Consider the following 19,463-nt stretch of genomic DNA (forward strand, 5'->3'; position numbering starts at 1 on the left):
TGCGCCCGAATGCGGCGTGATCTAACCGCCGAGCAGCTTTAACGCTTCTCCGTGCAGCGCAGGATCGCCCGCGGCGACGATCGCGCCGCCCTGGGCGGCGGGGCCGCCGCTCCAGGTCGTCACCACGCCGCCCGCGCCCTCGATGATCGGGATGAGCGCAACGATGTCGTAGGGTTGCAGATTGGTCTCGACGACGAGGTCGACATGGCCGGCGGCGAGCACGCAATAGGCGTAGCAGTCGCCGCCGTAGCGCGACAGCCGCGCCTCGCGCTCCACACGCTGGAAGTCTTCGCGCAGCGCCGGATCGATCAGCAGCGGCGACGTCGTCATCAGCGTCGCCTGCGCGAGTTTCGGACAGCGGCGGGTCGCGATCTTGCGCGTCTCGAGACGGCCGTGCGCGCCCTGCTCGCCCCGCCCTGGTCCACGCCAATAGGCGGCCTCGCCGTCGCCGAAGAAGCGCTCGCGCGTGAAAGGCTGGCTCATCAGCCCATAGCAGGGGCGCCCGCGATGCGTGAGGCCGATCAGAGTGCCCCACAGGGGGATGCCGCAGATGAAACTCTTGGTGCCGTCTATCGGATCGAGCACCCAGACATATTCGGCGTCTTCGCGCAGCGGCCCGAATTCCTCGCCAAAGACGCCGTGGTCGGGAAACGTCAGCTCGATCAGGCGCCGCATGGCGAGTTCGGCGGCGCGGTCCGCTTCCGTGACGGGGTCGAAGGCGCCGCCATGCGCCTTGTCGTCCGCGGCGAGCGCCGTCCTGAAGAAGGGCATGATGGCTTCCGCCGAAACGTCGGCGAGGCGCTCAACGAATTTCTCGAAATCAACGGCGGTCATGCCAGCTCCAGGCGGGGCGCGTCGAGCGCCCAGCTACTCGGCCGCCGCCCGCCGCTCGCCGCTCAAAATCTCGCCCAAGTTTTCATGGCGCGCGACCGCCGCCATGACGTCCGCGAGGTCGCGGGCGACGGCGTCGAAGCGCTCATTCTTCTGGAGCGTAGACTCATCCATGTAAAGACCGCGCGACACTTCGATCTGTAGGGCGTGCCAGCCGGCGGCGGGCTTGCCGTAATGCTCGGTGATGAAGCCCCCGGCGTAAGGGCGATTGCGCATGACATGATAGCCGCGCCCGCGCAGCCGATCCTCGACGACGTCAACGAGTCCGGTCGAGGCGCTGGCGCCATAGCGGTCGCCGATGACGAAATCGATTCGCCGCTTGTCGCCCCGCGCCGACGCGAGGGGATCGCGCGCGCCGGTCGACGGCATCGAATGACAGTCGATCAGCACGGCGACGCCGAAACGGCTCGCGGCGCGCTCCATCAAACCGCGCAACGCCGCATGGTAGGGTTTGTAGAGGCTGTCGATACGGCGCAAACCCTCGTCGAGCCCCAGGCGCCTTTCATAGATTTCCCGGGCGTCGGCGACGACTCGCGGGATCGTCCCCAGCCCCGCCGCGACGCGCAACGACCGCGTGTTGGCGAAGGACGGCAAAGCGCCGTCGAAGAGCTTGGGATCGAGTTCATAAGGCTCGCGATTGAGGTCGAGATAGGCGCGCGGAAAACGCGCCCGCAGCAGCGGCGCCCCGAGGGCCGGGGCCGAGGCGAACAGATCGTCGACATAGGCGTCTTCCGATCGGCGGAGCGTGGCCGTCTCCAGCGGCGTCGCGGCGAGAAAGCGCGCGGGATAGATCCGGCCCGAGTGCGGCGAGGAAAAGACCAGCGGCGAAGCAAGCGCGTCAGGCTCGATGATGTCGAAGGCGCGCTCGAATTCCGGCTCGCAGCAGGGCGTCTCCGCCGCATTCGTTTCGCGCCACCCGCGCATGCCGTCGACCATTCGTTCGTCCCGTTTCCGCGAAGCAGCGGCCTTCTTCAGTCCAGCGCCGGCGTAGCGGACAGGCGCTCGAAAAGAACGGCGCCTCACGCTATATTGGGCGCTACGTTAACGCGGCGCCACCTTGGTTTCACCTGAAATTTACGAAGCTCGGGCGATATGGCTAAAAACACGCGAGGACGGCGATGACTGAGATACCGGCCGCAAGAATTCTGCTTGCGGAAGACGACAACGACATGCGGCGTTTCCTGGTCAAGGCTTTGCAGCAGGCCGGTTTTTCAGTCACCTCATTCGACAATGGGCTGTCCGCATACGATCAGCTCCGGGTCGAACCCTTCGAACTTCTGCTGACCGACATCGTGATGCCCGAGATGGACGGCATCGAGCTCGCCCGCCGCGCGACCGAACTCGATCCCGACATCAAGGTCATGTTCATCACCGGATTCGCCGCCGTGGCGCTCAATCCTGACAGTCACGCGCCCCGGCAGGCGAAAATCCTTTCCAAGCCATTCCATCTGCGGGATCTCGTCACCGAGGTGCAGAGGATGCTCGCGGCCTGATCGCCTATTCGCAGGCTTCGCAGATCGCCACGATGTGGCGGTCGTCCGTCCCGCAACACCCGCCCAGAATGCGCAGACCCGTGTAAGTCTCGCGCAGCTTCCGATATCTGCGCCCAAGATCAATCGGATCGCCTGAGTCGAGGGTTTCCGATTCGTCGAGTTCAGCGTGACTTTTCGTCGAGGCGTTGGCCTTGATCCCGACGAGCCGTCTGATCCAGGGCGCGTCGGCAGAGAGCGCCTGCTCGAAATGCGTCGGATGCGCGCAATTGATCATGTAATAGGCAGGCGCCGCGTCGGTCTCGCGATCCACCGCCTCTACCGCGTCGCGTAGGCTGCTGCCGCCGACGAGCTTGCCGTCCGTCTCCACCGTGAAGGAGATCGAGCAGGGCATGTCGAGCGCGCGGGCGGCCCTGGCAATCCCGATCGCCTCCTCGACATAATTTAAAGTATACGCCGCCACCATGTCGGCGGTCGTCTCCGCGAACGCCGCGATCTGCGGCGCGTGATAGTCTTCCGCTTCGGCGGCGCTCATCCGACCGGCGGCGTAGCCGTCGCCGCGGGGACCGATGACGCCGGCGACGACGACCGGCGTTTGCTCCGTCTCCCAGGCCTGTCGGAGCCCTTCAAGCATCTCGATCGATAACGCGTTGATGCGTTTCAACCCCGACGGGTCATAGCCCAGCTTCGCGCCCCAGTCGCGGTTCGCCCGCCACGTCGGACTGTCCAGGATCAGGCCACGCTGGTGACGGCGCGCGATCGCAAGGTAACGCTCGTAATAGGCGCGCAGCCGCTCCCTCCCCTCATCGCTTTCGAACAAGACGAAAGAGGCGAAATGCGGCAGGTCGACGCCCTCATGGAAGATGAGCGTCGTTTCCATGCCGCCGTCGCTGACGAAGAGACCGGGCTTCAGCTGCGGCAGATCCGCTCGGTATCTGGACATCTCCAATCCTCGTTTGTGGCGCGGCGGCGCGTCGCCACTCAGGCCAGCTTGCCCATTTGCCCGCATTGCGCTATCAGCGCCAGCAAATTCGCTTGTTTCGACCGGCCGACCTGGCGCCGCTGCGGCGCGGGGTTTTCAGCCGTTTAAATCCAGGAAGGATGCATCGCTCATGAAAAAGGACATCCACCCCGAATATCACACCATCAAGGTCGTGATGACGGACGGCACGGAGTATCTGACCCGCTCCACCTGGGGTAAGGAGGGGGATACGATGAATCTCGACATCGATCCCAAGACGCATCCGGCCTGGACCGGCGGTTCAACGCAGCTCCTCGACCGCGGCGGACGTTTGTCGCGCTTCAACTCGCGCTTCGGCAATCTCTCGTTCGGCAAGAAATAAAAAGAAGGCGGCGGTAGAACCGCCGCCTCCAGTTGCTCGCCTGAAGGATATTACTGGGCGAAAGCGGCGCGCAGTCTCGCGATCTGCGCTTCGACCGGGCTGGGCGTGGGCGCCGGCGCTGCTGACGCAGGCTCGGGCGCATAAATCAGCCGATCGAGATGAATGATCCGCGCCTGCAGGCGCAGCGACTGCAGCGAAAGCTCGCGCAGCCGCTCCGGCAGCCGCTGGAATATGTCGGGCGCCGAGGCCAGCTCCTGTTCGCGAAGCTTGACCCGATGCCGGTTGCTCGCCGCCTGATGGCGCGTCAGCTCACCCTGATTCACGGCCCGCTGCAGCAGCAGCCAGGACGCAATCTGCATGAGCCGCGTGGTGAGCCGCATGCTCTCTGCGGCATAGGCGAGAGCCTCGGCCCGCGGGAGCGCTTTCGACTCGACGCGTCCGGGGCCGTCGAGATAGGAGGCCGCCTCCTCCACGAGGCTCATGCCCTCGCGAAACATGGCGCAAAAGCCTTCAGAGCCCGCGAGCCTCTCGATGAAAGAGACCGGCTGCTGCTGCTTTTCTCCGGCGCTGCCTTTGACTCGAGCCATACGACGTTCACGCAAATCCGACGCGACAGCGCCTTCCATGGGTGAACTGTAACGCAGGCGACCCGAGGGCGCGCGCTTAGCCTTTCTTTAACCTTAACGGGGCAGCGCTCGCCGAGCGCACAAAAAGAGAGCCGCGACGGCGGCTCTCAAGGCTTCTTGACAGGGAGGCATCAAGGACGAGTGGAGAAGAAGCCACTCGGACATCCCACTGAAGGGACATCTTCAGGATCCATAACAATTATTAATGTAAGGTTAACGCGCGCGCCGAACTGGCCATTCTCCGAACATTTCCTGTCTACGTGTCCCTAAAATAGAGATATTTCCATTTCCCCGCTCGGCTCGAGCGCTCTTGAGCCGCGCGCCAGCATCGGGGAACCGGATCGCCAGCCGCGAGCCATCGTGGCGGCGCAACGCTCTGTCGACAAAGCCAAAAAGGTACTGGCCCTGCGGCGAAAACTATCGCATTTGAACAGCCTCCGCGTCCGGTTGGAACCTCTCGCCGCACGCAGACGCTCAGAACCTTCCGCAACCCTCCCCTAGGCTCTTCAGAATGATTCGCTCCGCCCTGATGAATGTGATGACCGCCGCCGCGCTGAAAGCAGGCCGCGGCCTTAAGCGTGACTTCGGGGAGGTCGAAAATCTTCAGGTTTCCGTCAAAGGACCCGGCGATTTCGTCACCGCAGCCGACAAGCGCGCCGAAAAGACCTTGTTCGAAGAGCTGTCGAAGGCGCGCCCCGGCTATGGCTTCGTTCTCGAGGAGGGCGGCGTGATCGAGGGCTCCGACAAGAGCCACCGCTGGCTGATCGATCCGCTCGACGGCACGTCTAATTTCCTCCATGGAGTCCCGGTTTTCGCCGTTTCCATCGGATTGGAGCGCGAAGACCGTCTCGTCGCCGGCCTTGTCTACAATCCGGCGACCGACGACATGTTCGTCGCCGAACTCGGTCAGGGCGCCTATTTCAACAATCGCCGCATGCGCGTCGCGGCAAGGCGCTCGCTCGGCGACTCCATGGTGGCCTGTGGAATCCCGCCCCTCGCGCGCGCCCGTGATCATGAGTCCTTCAAACGCGAACTCGCGGCGGGCATGGGAAAGATCGCGAACATTCGCCGAATGGGCGCCGCTGCGCTGGATCTCGCGATGGTCGCCTGCGGACGGTTCGACGGCTATTGGGAGCGCGGCATAAGCTCCTGGGACGTCGCGGCGGGAATCGTGCTCGTGCGTGAAGCGGGCGGCTTCGTCAGCGACTTTTCGGGCGGCGCCGACATGCTGGCGAAAGGCGAGATATGCGCCGGCAACGAGACGATACACCGCCAGCTGCTCGACCTGATGAGAAAGGCGTGAACGCCGCGCGTCCCCGTGCGTCGCTCAGTCTGCGCGCGCGCGTGGACCAGGACTGGCCGTCGATTCTCGATGTCTGGGTCGCGTCCTGGCGCGCGACCTATCCCGAGATCGATTTTGAGCAGCGCCGGGAATGGCTCGTGCGCCACGTTCAAGACCTGGAAGCAGAGGGTGCTGTGACGCTTTGCCTGTTCGACGAGCGGTCGACGCTTGCCGGCTTCGTCGTGATCAACCCCGCGGACGGCTGGCTCGATCAGATTTGCGTCGCTCCGGACCGTTTCGGCGCGGGATTTGGCGCATCCCTCCTGTCGGCCGCAAGAACGGTCTCGCCAAAGCTTATCCGTCTCGACGTCAATGCGGACAATGCGCGCGCCATCCGCTTCTACGAGCGTGACGGATTCGCCCGCGTCGGGCGTGGCGCCAACACCCTGTCGGGCCGCGAAACCATCGTGATGGAATGGCGGCCGGAGGTCGAATGACAATTCTCGACGGGCGGGTTTCCATCGGGTTCCTCGCCCTATAATATGATCGCGCAATCGAGTTTCGGCCGAACGATCTTGCTCTCTCGTCTCAAGACGCGCGGCGCCTGACCTTCCCCAAAGCTTCGACTGACCGAGAAGAGCGCAGCTATCCTGCAGCGTTCCATGCCATCTTGAAAGGGAAAGCCATGCCGACAGGCGTCGTTAAATGGTTCAATGCGCAGAAGGGCTTCGGATTCATTCAGCCGGATTCCGGCGGACAGGACGTCTTCGTTCATATCAGCGCCGTGGAGCGCGCCGGGCTGGACGGGCTCGCTGAAGGCCAGAAGCTCGCCTATGAAATGGTCGTGGACAAGCGCAGCGGCAAATCTTCTGCCGACAAGCTGCAGCTGCAGGACTAATTTTCGGTCCCTTGGCGCTGCTCGCCAAGATGCGCGATTCGGATCATGTTCGTTGCGCCCGGCGTGCCGAAAGGCATGCCGGCCACGATGATGACCCGATCGCCGGGGCCGCCGAACCCCTCGCTCTCCGAATATTCGCAGGCGCGCCCGACCATGTCTTCGATGTCGACGGCGTCGCGCGTTTCGAGCGCATGTACCCCCCAGACGAGCGCCAGGCGACGCGCGGTGTCGCGCTTCGGCGTCAGGGCGAGGATTGGCGACTGAGGACGCTCCCGCGCGATGCGCAGCGCCGTCGAGCCCGATGACGTCCAGGCGATGACCGCCTTCGAGTGAAGCGTCTGCGCGACGTCGCGGGCGGCGACGGCGATCGCGTCGGCCGACGTCGGATTCGGCAGTTCGCCGCGCTGGGCGTTAATGATCGAACGATAGATCGCGTCCGTCTCGACCTCTTCCGCGATCCGACTCATCGTCGCGACGGCTTCGTGCGGGTACTGGCCCGCGGCGCTTTCGGCGGACAGCATGACCGCGTCGGCGCCTTCGAACACGGCGGTCGCGACGTCAGACACTTCCGCGCGCGTCGGCAGCGGCGACAGGATCATCGATTCGAGCATCTGAGTCGCGATGACGACGGGCTTGCCCAACCGTCGCGCCGAACGGTTGATGCGTTTCTGCAGGCCGGGGACGCGCTCGAGCGGCACTTCGACGCCAAGGTCGCCACGCGCCACCATCAGCGCGTCGGAAACTTCGATCACCTCCTCCAGCCTCGAAATCGCCTGAGGCTTCTCGATCTTCGCCATGACCAGCGCCTGGCCCTGCGTGATCTGCTTCACTTCAAGGACGTCCTCGGGACGCTGGACGAAGGAGATCGCAACCCAGTCGACGCGCTCCTTCAGCGCGGCGTCCAGATCGGCGCGATCCTTGTTGGTCATGGAGGTGATCGGAATTTCCGTATCCGGCAGGCTTACGCCTTTGCGGTTCGAGAGTCGTCCGGCGACATCGACCACGGCGTGCGCCCGCTCCGGAGACGTCTCGACGACATGCAGCCGCACGCGGCCATCGTCGATGAGGATCGAATCATTGACCTTGAGCGCCGCGAGAATCTCGGGATGCGGCAAGCGCACGCGGGTGGCGTCGCCGGGCTTCGGATTGCTGTCGAAAACAAAGACGTCGCCCTTGCGCAGATGCACGGAGCCTTCCTCGAAGGCGCCGATCCGCAGTTTCGGCCCCTGGAGGTCGACAAGCACAGCGATCGCGCGGGACATGTCGCTCTCGATCTCGCGGATCATGCGCACATAGCTCGCGAGCCCGGCATGATCCGTATGGCTCATGTTGATGCGGAAAACGTCGGCCCCGGCGCGCACGAGGCCCGCGATGACCGCCTTGTCGACCGTCGCCGGTCCAAGCGTTGCGATGATCTTGACGCGCCGCGACCTTCTCATGATGAAGATGTTCCTGAACTGAGTTATTGCGCCGGCGCGGCGTTGGGATCGGTGAGCTGGACCGTCCAGCTCTTCGCATCCCGTCCCGTGTCGATCTCGAAGAAACCCGTGCGGTCGAAACCGCGCGCGAAACAGTCCTCCCGCCCGTCGATACGGAATTCCCGATCACGCGTGCACATGAACGCCTTGCCCTTCCACTCGCCGCCGCGCTCGTCCATCGCGTAGACATAATAATATTGCGCCGCGAGGGGACCGCGCAGAAGCGTTTCGCAAACGCTCGGCCGAAGGTTCCACCAGCCCTCCGACAACCAGTTGCGCCCGTCCGTGTACGCGATGGCGACGCTGACCCGTGCGCTTGTGTTGTTGCACAGTCGAAAGTCGGCGCGCGCCGGCGCGGCGGCGCAGAGCGCAAGTGCGACAAAAGGAACGGCGCGTCGAATCATATCTTTAGCGATGCCTGGAGGGGGCTGAAGATCGGCTGCTGGCGCACGCGACGCGGCACAGCAGGCGATCCCTGCAAACCACGCCTGCGGGCCTTTGTCCACCCCGCGACGGCGCAGCTTCGCCGCTCGTTCGGCGCTTCGCCGTCGCAACGCCTCTCACGCCCGGAACAAAGCAATCGGCCTATTGTTTAGGACCCGGACGCGCTGGCGTCCCCGGGAGGACAGGAAGATGGAAAAGTCTGAAGTCATCACCACCCTGAACGAGCTCGCCGAAATAAGCCGCGATGGCGAACAGGGATTTCTTGCGGCTGCGGAAGACGTCGAAAACCCAACGCTGAAGGCTGTGTTTCGTACGGCGGCCGCGCGCTGCGCGGAAGGCGCGAAGGAACTCGAATCCAGGATTGCCAGCTTGGGCGGCGACCCTTCGAGGAGCGGCTCCATGACCGGCGCGATGCACCGCGCCTGGACGAATCTCAAGGCCGCGCTGACAAGCCGTTCGGAGCGTGCGGTGTTGGAGGAAGTCGAGCGCGGCGAGGACGCGGCGAAAGACGCCTATCAGCACGCCATCGCGCAGCCTCTGCCTCCGGAAATCCGATCCATGGTCCAGCGCCAATACCAGGGCGTGAAGGAAAATCACGATCGCGTGCGCAGCCTGCGCGACGCCGCGTGATAAACTAGCGTTGAAAGGAGTGACGCGCGCCGCGTCACTTTCTTTCTTGCAACGCCTGCGCGGCGCGGACCGCAAAATAGGTCAGCACGCCGGAAGCGCCCGCGCGCTTGAACGCCAGCAGACTTTCGAGCATGGCGCGATCCCCGTCGATCCAGCCGTTCTGCGCCGCAGCAGTGATCATCGCGTATTCGCCAGACACCTGATAGGCGAACGTCGGCGCGTGATAGACGTCGACGACGCGTCGCACGATGTCGAGATAGGGCATCCCCGGCTTCACCATCACCATGTCGGCGCCCTGCTCGAGATCCAGCCCCACCTCCCGCAGCGCCTCGTCCGAATTGGCGGGATCCATTTGATAGGTTCGCTTGTCGCCTCTCAGCGTCTTGCTCGTGCCGATCGCATCGCGGAACGGCCCGTAAAAGGCCGACGCGTATTTCGCGGCGTAGCTCATGATCTGAACATTCTCGAACCCCTCCGCATCGAGCGCGTTGCGGATCGCTTCGACGCGCCCGTCCATCATGTCGGAGGGCGCAATGATGTCCGCGCCTGCGCGCGCCTGGCTGACCGCCTGCCGCGCGAGCACGGCGACGGTCGCGTCGTTGACGATCTCGTCGCCGACGAGAAGTCCGTCATGCCCATGACTGGTGTAGGGGTCGAGCGCCACATCGGTGATGACGCCGATGTCGGGAACCTCGCGCTTGATCGCCTGACAGCCCCGACAGACGAGATTTTCCGGATCGAGCGCCGCGCTCGCCATTTCGTCGCGCAGATCCGGATCGGTGTAGGGAAAGAGCGCAATCGCGGGCACGCCGAGCGCGGCGGCGCCCGCGACGGCTTCAACGGCAGCGTCGACCGAATAGCGGAACACGCCGGGCATTGAGGACACCGGCTCGCGCTTGCCCGCTCCATCGATGAGAAACAGCGGCCAGATCAGGTCCGAGACGTCGAGCGCGTTCTCCCGGACGAGACGGCGCGCCCATTCGCTCTTGCGGTTCCGACGAGGGCGCTGGAGCAAATTCAGCCGCGCCGCTGCTTCGACAGGCCCTTGTGCATCCTTCATGACGCCTCCGCTTTCTCGGCTCGCTAACATGCGCGCGCTCCTTGGGTGATCCCCGTCATCCGCTTTCGACGCGAACGGACTTCAGGGTATAGAGGATCGACGGCCATTGCGCTTGCGCGAGGAAAAACCATTGAAAATCAGCTCGCGCAACTCCTCCTTGCGATGCTTGGCGCAAGCTGCCGCGATCGCGGCAGGCGCTCTTTTTGCAGCCAGCGCGCCGCTCGCGCAGGTCAAGCCGGCGACGCCGACGCCGCCGACCCGAGCGCGTTCGGGCCCGACGCAGCAAAAGCAGAGAACGCCCTCGCCTCAACAGGATGTTCCGCAACCGCCCACTCGCGCGCCGAGCGCGGCGCGACCTCCAGCCGTAACGCCGGCGCCGCCAACCGCGAAGCCTTCGCCCGCGCCGTCCGCCGGCGAGTCGCTTTCGCCGCCGCAAGCGCCGCCGCCTGTCGATACGAGCCAGCCGCCGCCGGCCCTTCCACGCGCGCCGCGAGAGAAGATGCGCGCATGCGCAGAGGAATGGGATCAGATGAAGCGGGAGTCGAAAGAGGGACTGCCGATGTGGCGCGATTTCGCGACCGAATGCCTGGCGCGCTGAGCGCTCGGCGCGGCGGGGAGCAAATGCGCCGCCGCTAAAATACGCTGCACAATGAAAACTATCGCCCGGGATGCGTCTCGCTCGACGCTCGCCCCCGGGCGATGAGTGCGTGACGCGCAACCGCAATGACGCGACAATAACGATCGCGCATGCGAAGGCGCTTCGGCTTACATGCCCGCAGGCGATTCAGGCGGCGAAGACGTCTTCACCTTTCGAGGAGCGCGCTTTTTCGCGGTAGCCTTGCGAGCGCCCTTCTTGGCGCCTGCCTTCTTCGCACCGGCGCGCTTCTTGGTCGCCGCCTTGCGGACGCCCTTGCGGGCCGTCTTCTTCGCAGCGGTCTTTCGCGTAGCCTTGCGGGCGCCTTTCTTGGCCGTCGACTTCTTCGTCGCAGCCTTCCTTGCGGTTTTACGCGCACCTTTCTTCGCCGCCGCCTTCTTGGCCGGCTTACGCTTGATTGTAGCTCTCGCCATAATAAGTCCCCTTGATCCGAATTGCCGGAACTATGGTCGACCGACAATACGCGCAAATAGCGTAACGCGGTTAATCAGTCGTTCAAGAGCTAGGCGCGCAGAAGTGATCGTCGCAACGCATGACGATGCATGTTGAGCGCTGTCGATCGACAAGCAAAATGTTCGTGAAGCTGCTTCGCGAACGCTTCAGCGAGACTATCGCGACAGGTTTGCATCTCGTGTTTTATTGCCGCGGAACACGCGCTGGATTCGTCGGCGACAGTGGTCCGCGGGAGGTTTCCGGACCTGCAGACGCACGTTGCCGAGCGCATTGCATCTGACGTTCAATTATTTGATTTGTTTTTATATCCGCCAACAACTGCGTGTCGTTCGCGCGCGCGCGATCGCTGGCGATGAAATATGTCGACGCACGATTGATCACGCCAGGGCGCGCGCGCCGCAGGCGCGCAATCGAAGCTCTGCTGAGTGGCGAAGCGCGTCGCGCGCGGCGGACGGCATACGCGCCGCGAGGAAGCGCGACGGCGCGCGTCCGGAGAGAAAAAAAATTTTTGTGATCAGCGTGTCCGGATCAAAAAAAATCGGCTCGCGACGCCTTCGGTCCGAGAAGAATCGCGCACCGCGCGTCGCGAACTGATTCGTTTGAGCGGCGCAAAGCGCGCGTCAGACGCCCAACTTGCGCTTGAGCAGCTCGTTCACCGACTGCGGATTCGCCTTGCCGCCGGTCTGCTTCATCACCTGTCCGACAAACCATCCGAGCATCGTCGGCTTCGCCTTCGCCTGCTCCGCCTTGTCCGGATTGGCGGCGATGACGGCGTCGACGGCGGCTTCAATCGCGCCTGTGTCGGTCACCTGCTTCATGCCGCGCGCCTCGACGATCTCCTTCGGATCGCCGCCTTCGGTCCAGACGATCTCGAAAAGATCCTTGGCGATCTTGCCGGAAATAACGTTCTGCGAGATGAGGTCGATGATCGCGCCCAGGGCCTGTGACGACACTGGCGAGCGCGTCACGTCGAGCCCCTCTTTGTTGAGGCGGCCGAACAATTCGTTGATCACCCAGTTGGCCGCGAGCTTGGCGTCACGGCCCTTCGCCGTCTCCTCAAAGTAGTCTGCGGCGGCGCGCTCCATCACGAGCACGCCGGCGTCGTACGCCGGCAGGCCGTACTGTTCGATGAAGCGCGCGCGCTTTGCGTCCGGCAACTCCGGCAGTTGCGCCTTCAACGCGTCGACATAGGCCTGGTCGAATTCGAGCGGCAGCAGGTCCGGATCGGGGAAGTAGCGGTAGTCATGCGCTTCCTCCTTGGAGCGCATCGACCGCGTCTCTCCCCTGCCCGGATCAAAGAGCCGTGTCTCCTGTGAGATCGCGCCGCCGTCTTCGAGAATGCCGATCTGACGGCGCGCCTCGACTTCGATCGCCTGGCCGATGAAGCGGATGGAGTTGACGTTCTTGATTTCGCAACGCGTGCCGAGCGGCTCGCCGGGGCGGCGGACCGAGACGTTGACGTCGGCGCGCAACGAGCCCTGCTCCATGTTGCCGTCGCAGGAGCCGATATAGCGCAAAATGGTCCGCAGCTTCGATACATAGGCGCGCGCCTCCTCGGCCGAACGCATGTCCGGCTTGGAGACGATCTCCATCAGCGCGACGCCGCTGCGGTTGAGATCGACGTGGCTTTCCGTCGCGGACAGATCGTGCAGCGACTTGCCCGCGTCCTGCTCCAGATGCAGACGCTCGATGCCAACGGTGATGCGTTCGCTCGGCGACACGTCGACGATGACGGCGCCCTCGCCGACGATCGGATGCTTGTACTGGGAAATCTGATAGCCCTGCGGCAGGTCGGGATAGAAATAGTTCTTCCGGTCGAAGACCGAGCGCAAGTTGATCTTTGCCTCAAGGCCAAGCCCTGTGCGCACCGCCTGTTTGACGCATTCCTCGTTGATCACCGGCAGCATGCCCGGCATGGCGGCGTCGACGAGGGAGACGTGATCGTTGGGCGCGCCGCCATATTCGGCGGAAGCGCCGGAGAAGAGCTTGGCGTTGCTCGTCACCTGCGCATGAATCTCCATGCCGATCACGACTTCCCAGTCGCCGGTCGCGCCCTTGATGAGCTTGGTGGGAGCCGCCTGTATCGCCATATCTGCCTCGCTAAACTTGGTTATTCCATATAAACCACGCTTCACGGGAGCGGAACGGGCGACGCGGCGGAGGAGAAGCGTGGGTGATGGCCAGTCGCTGGAATTCTGACGAATGCCGCCGGAAAGGCGTTGTCAATCGTATGCGCGGCGCGCCGCGCTATGTCAGCATTCCCGTCGGCGTCGGCCTGATCCTCGGCGGAACCATTCTTGCGCCGCTGCCCGTCTTCGGGGTTTGGATGTTTCCCTTGGGTCTTGCGATCCTCGCCCCGCACTCGCCAGGCGCCGAAAAGCTGGCGCGCCGTTTTCACTGGTGGTCGCTGAAGTTCCTGCGCTGGTCCATCCGGAACGGTTTCGTCCGCGTCAAAAGCAGAGCGCGTGACGGAACTCAGGAGGACGCGCCGCCGTCGGACGATGTTTGAGAGTCGCCCTTAGGCGCGCGATCGCCCATCAGCCGCTCTTCGTACTGGATCGACCAGTCGATCAAGGCGCGCCAAAGGTTCATGGCGACCTCGACCGAAAGACCCTCGCGGCGCGCGACGCCGAGGACATGCGCCAACACTTCGTCGACGCGCTCGGGCACATTGGCGGGAATGCCAAGCGCGGGTTTGACCCTTGCCGCTCGCTCGATCTGCCGCTGGCGCTTCGCCAATAGCGCGACCAGCTCCTCATCCAGTTCGTCGATCAAGCGGCGCACGTCCGACATTTCATCCTGCAGCGCCTGCTGCGGGCGTTCCGCAACGTCCTTCTCAGCGCCCGTCGTCGTCATCATCGGCCCTCGCGCCACCACGGCTGCGGAAGTTCGATCTTCGGCGCGGCCTGCTCGATCGCCGCGGCGAGAGAGAACAGCGTTTCTTCATCGAATGCTCTGCCGACGAGCTGCAACCCCAACGGCAAGCCGTTCGCGGCGAGGCCCCCTGGAACGGCGACGCCAGGCAGACCGGCCATGTTCACAGTAACGGTGAATACGTCGTTGAGATACATTTCGACGGGATCCGCCGAGCCCTTCTCGCCCTGCGCGAAGGCCGTCGACGGCGTCGCGGGCGTCAGCACCGCGTCGACCCCGGACGCGAAGGCTTCGTCAAAGTCGCGCTTGATCAGGCTGCGAACCTTCTGCGCGCGGACGTAATAGGCGTCGTAATAGCCGGCGGAGAGCACGTAAGTGCCGATCATGATGCGCCGCCGCACTTCGGGACCGAAGCCCGTGGCGCGCGTCTTCTCGTACATCTCGATCACGTCGCGGCCCTGCTCGCGACGACCGTAGCGCACGCCGTCGTAGCGCGCGAGATTGGAGGACGCCTCAGCCGGCGCGATAATATAATAAGTGGGCAAGGCGTAGCGCGTATGCGGCAGTGAGATTTCGACGATCTCGGCGCCGGCGTCCTTCAGCCAGGCGGCGCCCCGATCCCACAACGCTGCGATCTCGGCCGACATGCCGTCGAGCCGGTATTCCTTCGGCACGCCGATGCGACGCCCCTTCACCGATGCGCCAACGGCTGCTTCATAATCCGGCACCGGCGCATCGACGCTCGTCGTGTCTTTCGGATCGTGACCCGCCATCGATCTGAGCATGATCGCGGCGTCGCGCACCGTGCGGGTTATCGGACCCGCCTGATCGAGTGACGACGCGAAGGCGACGATGCCCCAGCGCGAACAGCGGCCGTAAGTCGGCTTGATGCCGACCGTGCCGGTGAAGGCGGCCGGCTGTCGGATCGAACCGCCCGTGTCCGTGGCGGTGGCGCCAAGACATAGATGCGCCGCCACGGCCGCCGACGAACCGCCCGACGAACCGCCGGGCACGATCTTCGCGCCCGGATCGCCGGCGCGCCGCCAGGGCGAAACGACCGGCCCGAAGGCGCTCGTTTCGTTCGACGAGCCCATCGCGAATTCATCGAGATTGAGTTTGCCCAAGGTGGCCGCGCCGTCACGCAGCAGATTGGCGGAGACGGTGGATTCATATGTCGGCGTGAAGTCGTCGAGAATTCGGCTCGCCGCCGTCGTGCGCACGCCGTCAGTACAATAGAGATCCTTTATGCCGAGCGGCAGCCCTTCGAGCGGACGCGCATCGCCGCGCGCAATTCGCGCGTCGCTCTCGCGCGCCTGCGCCAGCGCGAGTTCCGGCGTCTCGGTGATAAAGCAGTTGAGCGCGTGCGACTTCTCGATCGCCGCGATGTGCGCCTGCGTCAGCTCGACGGCGGAGAGCTGTTTCGATTGGAGCGCGTCGCGCGCCTCGGCCAAAGTAAGATGCGTGGGATCGGACATTTGTCCCTTTATGTCTGAGAGCGCCGCATGCGCGCGGCGCCGGCGCGGAAGGCGCTATTCGACCACCTTGGGCACGACAAAATAGTGATCCTCGCACACAGGAGCGTTGGCGAGAATGTTTTCTGCGATGCCGCCATCCGTCACGACGTCGGCGCGCTTCTTCATTTGCATCGGCAGCGCCGAGGTCAGGGGTTCGACGCCGTCAACGTCGACTTCGCTCAGCGTCTCGACGAACGCGAGGATAGCGTTGAGTTCGCCGCGCAGGCGCTCGACTTCGCCGTCCTCGATAGCGATGCGAGAGAGATGAGCGATCCGGCGGACGGTCGCGGAATCAACGGACATCTAAGGCTCCGCAAGAAAGGTCTCGACGGGCGCTATAGCGCCTGGACTTTCGCGGCGCAATGATGGGAGCCAATCCGAGGGGAAAAAGCCGCACGCTCGGACCGGCGCAGTTTCCCGAACGTCGACGGCGTGTTAGCGGATGCGCGGTGACCATTCGCGCGACGACTCTTGAAGAATTGACGGCGATTCTGCCGCCTAAGGGCCGGCTGATGGGGTTGGATCTCGGGACCAAGACCATCGGGTTGGCGCTTTCGGACGTTGAGCGGCGGCTTGCCTCGCCGCTCGATACGATCCAGCGCGTGAAGTTTTCGCAAGACGCCGCCGCCTTGCTTAAATGCGCGGCCGATTTCGACGTCTGCGCCTTTGTGGCCGGACTGCCGCTCAATATGGACGGCACGGAAGGCCCGCGCGCGCAGGCGACGCGCGCTTTCATGCGTAATCTTTCAAAGCTCGGGACCCTGCCCTTCGCCTTCTGGGACGAACGGCTGTCGACAGCGGCGGTGACGCGCGAATTGATCGCCCAGGACGCGTCGCGCGCCAAACGCGCTGAAGTCGTCGACCGTATGGCGGCGGCATACATCCTACAGGGGGCGCTTGATCGGCTGAAAAGACTGTAGCCTGCTCAGGGAAGCCACAACCTGCGATAGAATTTTGCTCTTGACACAGGATGGGGGTGATGGAAGAAAAATATAAGAAAGTCTGATGTTTAACTCATTCGTAACTGCCTCGTGGTCCGTGGAGACTTACAGCGATGCCCCGGCCGGACGCCTCTCAGAGAACATCCAATGCGCCGCCCGCAACGACGGCGGAAAGCGCCCAGAACAACGAGGAAGTGGCGTCGATTGCCTCGTATATCGCTGATATGGCGGACGAAATGGCGAAACTCGCCAGCCGCTGCGACATGCCCATGCTCTGCTATTTTTTGAACCTGGCGCGCGCCGAGGCGGATATGCGGGCGCGCGAGCTTGGCGGCTATTCGATCGACCGCCCGGCCTGATCTACAACCTTTGATTGCATACAAGGGAAACGCTGTTCGAGCCATGGCGCTGCAGGCGTCCCTCGATGTCGAGTTCGACCAGCACCCCCTGCACCTCGCGGGCCGTCAGACCGGCGACGCGGATCAGATCGTCGACGGAAATCGGCGTCGGCCCGAGCAAAGAAACGATGATCTCATGCGCGTCCCGTTGCGGCGGCCCGTCGCTCTGAACGCACGCATCAAGATCCGCGCTGCGCTCGACGGGCGCGCTCGGCGCCGAAAAACGCGCTGGAGCCGCTCTCTCCTTGAACGCGGAGTCGTCGGCCGCGGAGAAAAGATCCAGTTCGTCAATCAGACTTTCCTGCCCCTCGAGAGAGTCGTCGTCGAAGAGATTCTTGCGCGTCGGCGCGCCGGCGTTTTCGGCAAGGACCGAAATCACGTCCTCCGGCCGGGCGCATAGAGTCGCCCCCTGACGGATGAGATCATTGACGCCCTCGGCGCGCGGATCGAGCGGAGAGCCCGGCACGGCGAAAACCTCGCGACCCTGCTCATTGGCGAACCGCGCGGTGATCAGCGAACCTGAACGCCGCGCCGCCTCAACGACGATCGTCGCGCGGCTCAGTCCGGAAATGATCCGATTCCGCCGCGGAAAATCGCGGCCGCGCGGCTCCCATTCGATCGGCATTTCGGAGACGATCAGCCCGCGCTCGGCGATCTCCTCGACAAGCCGCGCATGCTCGGACGGATAGGGACGCGCATGGCCGCCCGCGAGCACGGCGATCGTTCCAGTTTCGAGCGTGGCGCGATGCGCCACCGCGTCAATGCCGCGTGCGAGACCAGAAACGATCACATAATTTTCGAGCGCGAGGCTGCGCGCGAGCCGTTCGGCGAAGGCGAGACCCGCCGCTGACGCGTTACGCGACCCGACAATGGCGACGCCGTCGCGCTGCGCCGCCCATGCGACGCCGCGCATTGCGATTAGCGGCGGCGCATCGGCAATTTCCCGCAGCAGCGGCGGATAGTCGGGATCGCCGGTGGTGACGAAACGAACGCTGAGCGCCCGCGCCGCCTCTATCTCGCGCAGCGCTTCCTCACGCGTGGCGATGCGGATGGTCCGTCCGCCGCACTATTGGCCGCGTAAGATTGCCAGCGTTCAAATATTTTTAATTAAATCAGCTGCTTAATTTCTATTTTGTCCGCCGCTGTTCATAGGCGGTTGCCAGAAGTCGCGTTTTCAAGTAAGACTGCATGACAGTCTGATTTGAGGCGGACGCATGACGCGACGGCTGCACAAGCTCACAACTCTGAAGGTCGAGAAGGCCAAGCCCGGCCGCTACGGCGACGGCGGCGGGCTGTGGCTTGTCGTGGGGCCGAGCGGGTCGAGGAAGTGGGTATTTCGTTTCACGATGGGCGGACGCGTCACTGAGGCGGGGCTTGGGCCGGTCATCGCCGTTTCGCTTGCTCGCGCCCGGGAGAAGGCCGCCGAGGCCCGCGCGATGGTCGCCGATGGCGTCAACCCGATCGAGGCGAAGCGCGAAGGCCGCCGTCTCGCGGCCAAGACTCCTACCTTCGGCGAAGTCGCCGATGCGCTGATCGAAGACAAGGCGCACGAATGGCGCAGCGCCAAGCATCGAGCGCAATGGGTTACGACGCTCACGGAATATGCTGCGCCGCTGCGCTCCAAGTCCGTCGATCAGATCACAACGGAAGACGTTCTCGCCGTGCTCAAGACGTTATGGGTCGAGAAGCAGGTGACGGCCTCCCGCCTTCGCGGGCGCATCGAGTCCGTTCTGGACGCCGCCAAGGCGCAAGGATACCGTTCCGGCGAGAACCCCGCGGCGTGGCGCGGCCATCTTTCGCACCTTCTTCCGAAGGCCAAGAAAGTCGAACGTCGTCGCCATGCGGCGATGCCCTATGCCGACGTTCCGGCCTTCATGGCGAGGCTGAGGAACACGGAAAGCGTCACAGCTTTAGCGCTCGAATTGATCGTCTTGACAGCGGCGCGGGTCGGCGAGGCGATTGGCGCGCGCTGGTCTGAAATCGACATGTCCGCCAAGGTATGGACAATTCCGGCGACGCGCATGAAGGCTGGGCGCGAGCATCGCGTGCCGCTCTGCGATCGGGCCCTCGAGATCCTGCAACAGCTTTTTGCGGCGCGCTCGAGCGATTTCGTCTTTCCCGGCCGCGATCGGGGCCGCCATATATCGCCGACCGCCATGACTGCGTTCATGCAGCGCATCGGCGCTGGCGCGACGATTCACGGCTTCCGCAGCGCCTTCCGCGACTGGGCGGGCAATGAGACGCATTTCCCGCGGGAAGTCGCCGAGGCCGCGCTGGCGCATGTTGTGGGGAATGCGGCCGAGCAGGCTTACAGGCGCTCGGACGCGCTGGAGAAGCGCCGGGCGCTGATGGCCGCTTGGGCCAGCTACATCGAACAGGACAAGGGCGGGAACGTCGTCCCGCTGCAAAGATCGGGCGGGGTAACCGTCTGATAAGCGGCCGGGCGAGGCGCGGCAACGCCACGCTCGGCCTTACCACAACCGCAA

24 protein-coding genes are annotated in these 19,463 nt (G+C 64.1%); 11 read left to right on the plus strand and 13 right to left on the minus strand.

The features are described from left to right. Window positions 1-21: 21 nt before the first annotated feature. The gene (gene hisN, locus AC0X69_RS03360; protein ID WP_482611286.1) at window positions 22-834 is read right to left on the minus strand and encodes a histidinol-phosphatase; all 813 of its coding nucleotides are present in this window, start codon (window positions 832-834) and stop codon (window positions 22-24) included. 33 nt (window positions 835-867) lie between these two features. Beyond that, on the minus strand, window positions 868-1,827 hold the full coding sequence (locus tag AC0X69_RS03365) for an N-formylglutamate amidohydrolase (RefSeq protein ID WP_482611288.1): 960 nt from the start codon (window positions 1,825-1,827) through the stop codon (window positions 868-870). A gap of 182 nt (window positions 1,828-2,009) precedes the next feature. Between AC0X69_RS03365 and cpdR the strand changes: the two genes are divergently transcribed. Then, the gene (cpdR, locus tag AC0X69_RS03370; RefSeq protein WP_482611290.1) at window positions 2,010-2,384 is read left to right on the plus strand and encodes a cell cycle two-component system response regulator CpdR; all 375 of its coding nucleotides are present in this window, start codon (window positions 2,010-2,012) and stop codon (window positions 2,382-2,384) included. Window positions 2,385-2,388: 4 nt separating this feature from the next. Here the strand turns inward: cpdR and AC0X69_RS03375 are convergent, their stop codons facing one another. Beyond that, window positions 2,389-3,324, minus strand: coding sequence for a homocysteine S-methyltransferase family protein (locus AC0X69_RS03375; RefSeq protein ID WP_482611292.1), 936 nt, complete (start codon window positions 3,322-3,324; stop codon window positions 2,389-2,391). A gap of 169 nt (window positions 3,325-3,493) precedes the next feature. On the opposite strand from AC0X69_RS03375, the gene rpmE reads away from it, so the two are divergent. Then, window positions 3,494-3,724 (plus strand): 50S ribosomal protein L31, encoded by a 231-nt coding sequence (gene rpmE / locus AC0X69_RS03380; protein ID WP_482611294.1) that lies wholly within the window; start codon window positions 3,494-3,496, stop codon window positions 3,722-3,724. Window positions 3,725-3,774: 50 nt separating this feature from the next. Here rpmE and rcdA read toward each other — a convergent pair whose 3' ends face one another. Further along, window positions 3,775-4,311: a protease adaptor protein RcdA gene (gene rcdA / locus AC0X69_RS03385; RefSeq protein ID WP_482611296.1), complete on the minus strand. Its 537-nt coding sequence runs from the start codon at window positions 4,309-4,311 to the stop codon at window positions 3,775-3,777. A gap of 550 nt (window positions 4,312-4,861) precedes the next feature. Here rcdA and AC0X69_RS03390 point away from each other — a divergent pair. The 3 genes from AC0X69_RS03390 (at window position 4,862) to AC0X69_RS03400 (ending at window position 6,530) form a co-directional block, all read left to right on the plus strand. Beyond that, window positions 4,862-5,653 carry an inositol monophosphatase family protein gene (locus AC0X69_RS03390; RefSeq protein ID WP_482611298.1) on the plus strand — a complete coding sequence of 264 codons (792 nt, stop codon included), beginning with the start codon at window positions 4,862-4,864 and terminating at the stop codon, window positions 5,651-5,653. Then, window positions 5,650-6,129 carry a GNAT family N-acetyltransferase gene (locus AC0X69_RS03395; RefSeq protein ID WP_482611300.1) on the plus strand — a complete coding sequence of 160 codons (480 nt, stop codon included), beginning with the start codon at window positions 5,650-5,652 and terminating at the stop codon, window positions 6,127-6,129. The genes AC0X69_RS03390 and AC0X69_RS03395 overlap by 4 nt, the downstream gene beginning before the upstream one ends. Before the next feature lie 188 nt (window positions 6,130-6,317). Beyond that, window positions 6,318-6,530: a cold-shock protein gene (locus AC0X69_RS03400; RefSeq protein ID WP_482611302.1), complete on the plus strand. Its 213-nt coding sequence runs from the start codon at window positions 6,318-6,320 to the stop codon at window positions 6,528-6,530. On the opposite strand, the gene pyk is transcribed toward AC0X69_RS03400, so the two are convergent. Further along, window positions 6,527-7,969 carry a pyruvate kinase gene (gene pyk / locus AC0X69_RS03405; RefSeq protein ID WP_482611304.1) on the minus strand — a complete coding sequence of 481 codons (1,443 nt, stop codon included), beginning with the start codon at window positions 7,967-7,969 and terminating at the stop codon, window positions 6,527-6,529. The two genes, AC0X69_RS03400 and pyk, sit on opposite strands and share 4 nt — an antisense overlap. A 23-nt stretch (window positions 7,970-7,992) precedes the next feature. Next, window positions 7,993-8,412 (minus strand): DUF1036 domain-containing protein, encoded by a 420-nt coding sequence (locus AC0X69_RS03410; protein ID WP_482611306.1) that lies wholly within the window; start codon window positions 8,410-8,412, stop codon window positions 7,993-7,995. A 229-nt stretch (window positions 8,413-8,641) separates the two neighbouring features. On the opposite strand from AC0X69_RS03410, the gene AC0X69_RS03415 reads away from it, so the two are divergent. Continuing rightward, complete coding sequence (locus tag AC0X69_RS03415; RefSeq protein ID WP_482611308.1) at window positions 8,642-9,082, plus strand: PA2169 family four-helix-bundle protein; 441 nt, start codon at window positions 8,642-8,644, stop codon at window positions 9,080-9,082. Between the two features lie 34 nt (window positions 9,083-9,116). Here AC0X69_RS03415 and hemB read toward each other — a convergent pair whose 3' ends face one another. Beyond that, complete coding sequence (gene hemB, locus AC0X69_RS03420) at window positions 9,117-10,142, minus strand: porphobilinogen synthase (protein ID WP_482611310.1); 1,026 nt, start codon at window positions 10,140-10,142, stop codon at window positions 9,117-9,119. 130 nt (window positions 10,143-10,272) lie between these two features. On the opposite strand from hemB, the gene AC0X69_RS03425 reads away from it, so the two are divergent. Then, entirely contained in the window at window positions 10,273-10,740 is a 468-nt protein-coding gene (locus AC0X69_RS03425; RefSeq protein WP_482611312.1) for a hypothetical protein, read from the plus strand. Between the two features lie 167 nt (window positions 10,741-10,907). Here the strand turns inward: AC0X69_RS03425 and AC0X69_RS03430 are convergent, their stop codons facing one another. Then, on the minus strand, window positions 10,908-11,210 hold the full coding sequence (locus AC0X69_RS03430) for a hypothetical protein (RefSeq protein ID WP_482611314.1): 303 nt from the start codon (window positions 11,208-11,210) through the stop codon (window positions 10,908-10,910). 660 nt (window positions 11,211-11,870) lie between these two features. Beyond that, entirely contained in the window at window positions 11,871-13,340 is a 1,470-nt protein-coding gene (gene gatB, locus AC0X69_RS03435; protein ID WP_482611316.1) for an Asp-tRNA(Asn)/Glu-tRNA(Gln) amidotransferase subunit GatB, read from the minus strand. Window positions 13,341-13,426: 86 nt separating this feature from the next. Here gatB and AC0X69_RS03440 point away from each other — a divergent pair, with 86 nt between their 5' ends. Next, window positions 13,427-13,759: a hypothetical protein gene (locus AC0X69_RS03440; protein WP_482613297.1), complete on the plus strand. Its 333-nt coding sequence runs from the start codon at window positions 13,427-13,429 to the stop codon at window positions 13,757-13,759. Here the strand turns inward: AC0X69_RS03440 and AC0X69_RS03445 are convergent. Genes AC0X69_RS03445 through gatC form a run of 3 tightly spaced genes read right to left on the minus strand, consistent with a single transcriptional unit; the run spans window position 13,726 to window position 15,941 of the window. Further along, entirely contained in the window at window positions 13,726-14,109 is a 384-nt protein-coding gene (locus AC0X69_RS03445; RefSeq protein WP_482611318.1) for a chorismate mutase, read from the minus strand. The genes AC0X69_RS03440 and AC0X69_RS03445 overlap by 34 nt on opposite strands. Then, window positions 14,106-15,599 (minus strand): Asp-tRNA(Asn)/Glu-tRNA(Gln) amidotransferase subunit GatA, encoded by a 1,494-nt coding sequence (gene gatA / locus AC0X69_RS03450; protein WP_482611320.1) that lies wholly within the window; start codon window positions 15,597-15,599, stop codon window positions 14,106-14,108. Before gatA ends, AC0X69_RS03445 begins: the two co-directional genes overlap by 4 nt. A 54-nt stretch (window positions 15,600-15,653) precedes the next feature. After that, window positions 15,654-15,941, minus strand: coding sequence for an Asp-tRNA(Asn)/Glu-tRNA(Gln) amidotransferase subunit GatC (gene gatC, locus AC0X69_RS03455; RefSeq protein ID WP_482611322.1), 288 nt, complete (start codon window positions 15,939-15,941; stop codon window positions 15,654-15,656). A 152-nt stretch (window positions 15,942-16,093) separates the two neighbouring features. Here gatC and ruvX point away from each other — a divergent pair, with 152 nt between their 5' ends. Together ruvX and AC0X69_RS03465 are read left to right on the plus strand one after the other, a co-directional pair. Continuing rightward, window positions 16,094-16,558, plus strand: coding sequence for a Holliday junction resolvase RuvX (gene ruvX / locus AC0X69_RS03460; RefSeq protein ID WP_482613298.1), 465 nt, complete (start codon window positions 16,094-16,096; stop codon window positions 16,556-16,558). Between the two features lie 134 nt (window positions 16,559-16,692). Continuing rightward, entirely contained in the window at window positions 16,693-16,938 is a 246-nt protein-coding gene (locus AC0X69_RS03465; RefSeq protein ID WP_482611324.1) for a hypothetical protein, read from the plus strand. A gap of 1 nt (window position 16,939) precedes the next feature. On the opposite strand, the gene dprA is transcribed toward AC0X69_RS03465, so the two are convergent. Next, window positions 16,940-18,028 (minus strand): DNA-processing protein DprA, encoded by a 1,089-nt coding sequence (gene dprA / locus AC0X69_RS03470; RefSeq protein WP_482613299.1) that lies wholly within the window; start codon window positions 18,026-18,028, stop codon window positions 16,940-16,942. A 163-nt stretch (window positions 18,029-18,191) separates the two neighbouring features. Here dprA and AC0X69_RS03475 point away from each other — a divergent pair, with 163 nt between their 5' ends. Beyond that, the gene (locus AC0X69_RS03475) at window positions 18,192-19,409 is read left to right on the plus strand and encodes a tyrosine-type recombinase/integrase (RefSeq protein WP_482611326.1); all 1,218 of its coding nucleotides are present in this window, start codon (window positions 18,192-18,194) and stop codon (window positions 19,407-19,409) included. Window positions 19,410-19,463: the final 54 nt, after the last annotated feature.

The organism is Methylocystis sp. Uni0008 (assembly GCF_056838045.1).

Coding starts and splice junctions, on each gene's coding strand:
- hisN (WP_482611286.1), bottom strand. CDS start 834: ATGACCGCCGTTGATTTCGAGAAATTCGTTGAGCGCCTCGCCGACGTT.
- AC0X69_RS03365 (WP_482611288.1), bottom strand. CDS start 1,827: ATGGTCGACGGCATGCGCGGGTGGCGCGAAACGAATGCGGCGGAGACG.
- cpdR (WP_482611290.1), top strand. CDS start 2,010: ATGACTGAGATACCGGCCGCAAGAATTCTGCTTGCGGAAGACGACAAC.
- AC0X69_RS03375 (WP_482611292.1), bottom strand. CDS start 3,324: ATGTCCAGATACCGAGCGGATCTGCCGCAGCTGAAGCCCGGTCTCTTC.
- rpmE (WP_482611294.1), top strand. CDS start 3,494: ATGAAAAAGGACATCCACCCCGAATATCACACCATCAAGGTCGTGATG.
- rcdA (WP_482611296.1), bottom strand. CDS start 4,311: ATGGCTCGAGTCAAAGGCAGCGCCGGAGAAAAGCAGCAGCAGCCGGTC.
- AC0X69_RS03390 (WP_482611298.1), top strand. CDS start 4,862: ATGATTCGCTCCGCCCTGATGAATGTGATGACCGCCGCCGCGCTGAAA.
- AC0X69_RS03400 (WP_482611302.1), top strand. CDS start 6,318: ATGCCGACAGGCGTCGTTAAATGGTTCAATGCGCAGAAGGGCTTCGGA.
- pyk (WP_482611304.1), bottom strand. CDS start 7,969: ATGAGAAGGTCGCGGCGCGTCAAGATCATCGCAACGCTTGGACCGGCG.
- AC0X69_RS03410 (WP_482611306.1), bottom strand. CDS start 8,412: ATGATTCGACGCGCCGTTCCTTTTGTCGCACTTGCGCTCTGCGCCGCC.
- AC0X69_RS03415 (WP_482611308.1), top strand. CDS start 8,642: ATGGAAAAGTCTGAAGTCATCACCACCCTGAACGAGCTCGCCGAAATA.
- hemB (WP_482611310.1), bottom strand. CDS start 10,142: ATGAAGGATGCACAAGGGCCTGTCGAAGCAGCGGCGCGGCTGAATTTG.
- AC0X69_RS03430 (WP_482611314.1), bottom strand. CDS start 11,210: ATGGCGAGAGCTACAATCAAGCGTAAGCCGGCCAAGAAGGCGGCGGCG.
- gatB (WP_482611316.1), bottom strand. CDS start 13,340: ATGGCGATACAGGCGGCTCCCACCAAGCTCATCAAGGGCGCGACCGGC.
- AC0X69_RS03440 (WP_482613297.1), top strand. CDS start 13,427: ATGGCCAGTCGCTGGAATTCTGACGAATGCCGCCGGAAAGGCGTTGTC.
- AC0X69_RS03445 (WP_482611318.1), bottom strand. CDS start 14,109: ATGATGACGACGACGGGCGCTGAGAAGGACGTTGCGGAACGCCCGCAG.
- gatA (WP_482611320.1), bottom strand. CDS start 15,599: ATGTCCGATCCCACGCATCTTACTTTGGCCGAGGCGCGCGACGCGCTC.
- gatC (WP_482611322.1), bottom strand. CDS start 15,941: ATGTCCGTTGATTCCGCGACCGTCCGCCGGATCGCTCATCTCTCTCGC.
- AC0X69_RS03465 (WP_482611324.1), top strand. CDS start 16,693: ATGCCCCGGCCGGACGCCTCTCAGAGAACATCCAATGCGCCGCCCGCA.
- AC0X69_RS03475 (WP_482611326.1), top strand. CDS start 18,192: ATGACGCGACGGCTGCACAAGCTCACAACTCTGAAGGTCGAGAAGGCC.